This window comes from Shewanella sp. 11B5, from assembly GCF_002836795.1.
GTDB classification, from domain to species: Bacteria; Pseudomonadota; Gammaproteobacteria; order Enterobacterales; family Shewanellaceae; genus Shewanella; species Shewanella frigidimarina.
On record NZ_PJAP01000578.1, the window covers coordinates 1 to 4,161 of the forward strand.

Genomic DNA, 4,161 nt, shown 5'->3' on the forward strand with positions numbered 1-4,161 from the left:
GCACTAAAACTCAGTTATCAATACGAGCGTTATTATGATACCGATGCTGCATCTATTGGGATTGTAAGTATACCCGGACTAATAACACTTCAAGATATAGACCATGACTATAACGCACACCAAGTGATGTTGTCATTTAGCTATAAATTGCATTAAACGTATCGTAAATACTACGCGAGGATATAGAAATGGAACGTAGAAATTTCTTAAAAATGAGTGCAGCAATTGGCGCTGCAGCAACTATCACTGGGTGTGAAGATAGTGCGAAAGAAATCAATGTAGTGCCACCAGAAGTACCAGAGAGTTCGCTTGAACAGCTTAACTGGTCTGCATGCTTAGTAAACTGTGGTTCAAATTGTCCTATTAAAGTATTCAGTAAAGACGGTGTTATCACCCGAATTGAAACTGACCATGAAACAACTGATGAATATGGTGTAAACCATCAAGCTCGAGCCTGTCCTCGTGGACGCTCACTCCGTCAAAGAACCTATGCAACAGACCGACTACGTTCTCCAATGAAACGTGTTGGTAAAAGAGGTGAGGCAAAATTTGTCCCTATCAGTTGGGAACAAGCCTATTCAGAAATAGGCACAAAATTACAAGCCATTAAAGATAACTACGGGCCTGAATCAATTTACATGCATTACGGTACAGGCGCTTATTATGGCTTCTCATCGAATACTGCTACTTGGGGTCGATTATTGAATTTAAATGGCGGTTTTTTAGACCACCATTGGGATTATTCATGGGCTGGTGTGTACCCAGCATGTATGGCCACTTATGGCGACCAGTGGGATAGCATTGGTGGTAGTTCGTTAAGCGAAATCGTTAACTCTGATTTATTTATTGGATTTGGTTTTAATCCAAATGAAACTCGCATGAGTGGTAGCGGTGAAGGCTATGATTTTGTTAAGTCTCTAGAACACAATAACAAAAATATCAAAGTCTGGATGATTGAACCTAGATACACAGATTCAATGCGTGGGAATGAAGATGAGTGGCTTGCAATTCGCCCAGGTACTGATGCTGCGTTAATTGAAGCAGTTATTTATCAGATGATAAGCAGTGGTTGGGTTGATCAACATGCCAAACCATTTTTAGATAAATATGCTGTGGGTTATGACGAAGCGTCGTTAGTGAACACGAAGGCGTCTGTTACGCTAAATGCTGATCCTTTCATAGCTTCACACGCTGAATTTATCGACCCAGCACAAAACTACCATGATTATATTATGGGCCAGGGTATATTTGTATCAGAAGGTGCGAAAACGCCAGCTTGGGCTGCCGTAGTCTGCGGCGTTCCAGCGAATAAAATTGAACAACTAGCCACCGCTATTATGGCCGCTGAAGCGCCCTATATTTCTGCAGGTGCGGGTATTAGCCGCCATGCAAACGGCGACCAAGCTACTCGAGCAGTGTATACCCTAGCCATTATGACCGGTAAAATTGGCCGTGCGGGTGTTAATAGTGGCGCAATGCCAACAAGTTATAGTTTTGGTGTTGCAGGTATGCCAACAGGCAGTAACCCTGTAGATGTGACCATTCCTGTTTATACATGGTCAGATGCCGTTGTACGTGGTGAAGACTTTAGCGGAACCTCTGATGGTGTTCGCTTTACCGCCAGTGGTAGCCAAGAACTATTCGACAATAACCCTGCAAAATTAGGCACCAACATTAAAGCGATTATCAACTGTGCTGGTAATGCTTTAGTCAATCAACATTCAGACAGTAACGGTACTGCCCAAATCCTCGAAGATGACAGCATGTGTGAACTGATTATTGTGAGTGATTGTTGGATGACGCCTTCAGCTAAATTTGCTGATTACTTATTGCCAGATAGCACTTGGCTAGAGTCGGTGGATTATGCCAATGATTCATATGCATCGGGTCAAATGGCCTATGCAACCTTTATGAGCACCTCATTGAAGCCGCTAGGCGAATCACAATCTATGTATGAGATTTGTGCTGGTATTGCAAATGCGATGGGTAATGGCGCTGAATACACTGAAGGGCTTAACGGCCAACAATGGTGTGAAAAGCTTTATCAACAAACTAAAGCGATGAATACCGATGTTGATATGCCAGATACTTATGAAGAAGCTCAGAAAGTCGGAGTTTTCCGTAAATACATGTCTGCCTCTGTGGTTGCATTTGAGTCTTATATTCAAGATCCAGTTGCGAATCCTAGACCGACAATTTCTGGGAAATTTGAGATTTTCTCATTATCACTTGCACGCAAAGCGGCCACTTGGTCATTACCCACTGGAGACCAAATTACTCCCCTACCTCAATATGTGGTGACGTGGGACGGCTATCAAGATCAAGACACTATTGATGCTGGCTACCCATTACAGTTATGTGGTTACCATACCAAAGGTCGAACTCACTCAAGCTATCATAATGTCCCATGGCTTAGAGAAGCGGTAGAAGATGCAGTATGGATGAATCCGAAAGATGCCTCTTCTCGCGGTTTAGCTGATGGCGATATGGTTCATGTTTACAACGGTAGAGGAACAATTGAACTGCCTGTGAAACTCACTCCTCGGGTGACTCCTGGGGTCTGTTCTTTAGGGCAAGGTGCTTGGTATAAACCAGATGCGAGTGGAAAAGTAGGTCCATCTGGCCATGTTGTGGATATTGGCGGCTGTATCAATACACTGACCAAATATCATCCTTCCCCTGTATCAAAGGGAAATCCACAGCACACCAATCGTGTTCAGGTAGTCAAGGCTTGATAGGGGTATATTAAAATGACACAAGAAACTCAATTAGGATTTTATTTCGATAGCAGTAAATGCACTGGCTGTAAAACTTGCCATATAGCTTGTAAAGATCGAATGGTTGGCAAAACGCGCAGTAAAGATGATGTTGCTAATCAAGGCGTATCAGCAATGCCTGGTATGTTATGGCGCCGGGTTTATGAATACGGTGGTGGTTCATGGGATCAAAATGGCGATGAAAGTTATAATCAAAATGTATTTGCTTATTATGCCTCTGTTGGTTGTAACCATTGTAACGAACCTGTGTGTGTAAAAGCCTGCCCGACTGGTGCTATGCATAAAAGAAAAGAAGACGGACTGGTACTTGTTCAAGAGTCGTTATGTATTGGCTGTGAAAGCTGCTCACGAGCTTGCCCATACGATGCGCCGCAGATTGATATTGAACGCAAAGTCATGACTAAATGTGATGGTTGTTTCGATAGACTAGCAGAAGGTAAAAAACCGATTTGTGTTGAGTCATGCCCTTTACGAGCATTGGACTTTGATACGATGGAAAACCTAAGAGCTAAATACGGTAATGGCGATGGTCACTTTGCGCCACTACCTTCTGAATCGATTACCTCGCCTAACCTAATTGTTAAGGCATCAAAGAAGGCCCAACCTGTAGGTGCAAGTACGGGGCGGATCTTAAACGTTCGAGAAGTATAAATTAGTCAATACAGGGTGTAATAAGCGTATTACACCCTTTCATCCTACTTAAATTTATAAGTAAATGTGAACGATATGAACATTGAAAAGCTGCAAGACTTACAAGCCATTGCCAATGTATTGCATTCAGTGCTGACTATTTATCCAGAGTCGGATGTGATCAATACCTTTAAACATCAAGATATTGTCGAGAACTGGCCTAAGTTGTTAGCAACCGATAGCGATCATAAAGGATTAACATACCTAAAAGCTTATCTTGCTCAATGGAGCGGTGATGAAGCGGAGTTGATTAAGCTCAAGCTTGACTACGGCATGCTATTTTACGGTCCAGGTACACCTTTAGCCGCGCCGTGGGGGTCTGCTTATACCAGTTCTTCACAGTTGCTTAATGACTTTAGTACCGTTACGTTAAAACAGTTTTATGCTGCTAACGACATCAATATCGACATGAGAACCAACGAACCTCTCGATCATATTGGGTTAATATTAGCTGTACTGTCATTTTTATTGACCAAAGCGATGGCAGAACCTCAAAATCCGTACTTTCAAAAAGCGATCAATGAATTACTGGAGCAACATTTATTACCTTGGGCTTACCGATGTTTAGATCTAGCCTATTCCCATGCTGAAACAGATTATTACAAAGCGTTCTCTATTTTGGCCAAAGAATATCTTTTGTATCTTGAAAAAACATTCGAACTGAATCCCAAACGAATAGCTATTTATCGATAGG

General features: G+C 42.3%; 4 protein-coding genes. All 4 read left to right on the forward strand.

The window, feature by feature from the left end:
• Window positions 1-156 (forward strand): MtrB/PioB family outer membrane beta-barrel protein (locus CXF78_RS21260; protein ID WP_145991449.1); only part of this gene is annotated, 156 nt, incomplete at its 5' end.
• Window positions 157-188: 32 nt separating this feature from the next.
• Window positions 189-2,735: a DMSO/selenate family reductase complex A subunit gene (locus tag CXF78_RS13475; RefSeq protein ID WP_102037086.1), complete on the forward strand. Its 2,547-nt coding sequence runs from the start codon at window positions 189-191 to the stop codon at window positions 2,733-2,735.
• Between the two features lie 15 nt (window positions 2,736-2,750).
• Window positions 2,751-3,428, forward strand: coding sequence for a DMSO/selenate family reductase complex B subunit (locus tag CXF78_RS13480; protein ID WP_102037087.1), 678 nt, complete (start codon window positions 2,751-2,753; stop codon window positions 3,426-3,428).
• A 75-nt stretch (window positions 3,429-3,503) separates the two neighbouring features.
• Window positions 3,504-4,160, forward strand: coding sequence for a TorD/DmsD family molecular chaperone (locus CXF78_RS13485; protein WP_257984909.1), 657 nt, complete (start codon window positions 3,504-3,506; stop codon window positions 4,158-4,160).
• Window position 4,161 lies beyond the last annotated feature (1 nt).

Coding starts and splice junctions, on each gene's coding strand:
- CXF78_RS13485 (WP_257984909.1), top strand. CDS start 3,504: ATGAACATTGAAAAGCTGCAAGACTTACAAGCCATTGCCAATGTATTG.
- CXF78_RS13480 (WP_102037087.1), top strand. CDS start 2,751: ATGACACAAGAAACTCAATTAGGATTTTATTTCGATAGCAGTAAATGC.
- CXF78_RS13475 (WP_102037086.1), top strand. CDS start 189: ATGGAACGTAGAAATTTCTTAAAAATGAGTGCAGCAATTGGCGCTGCA.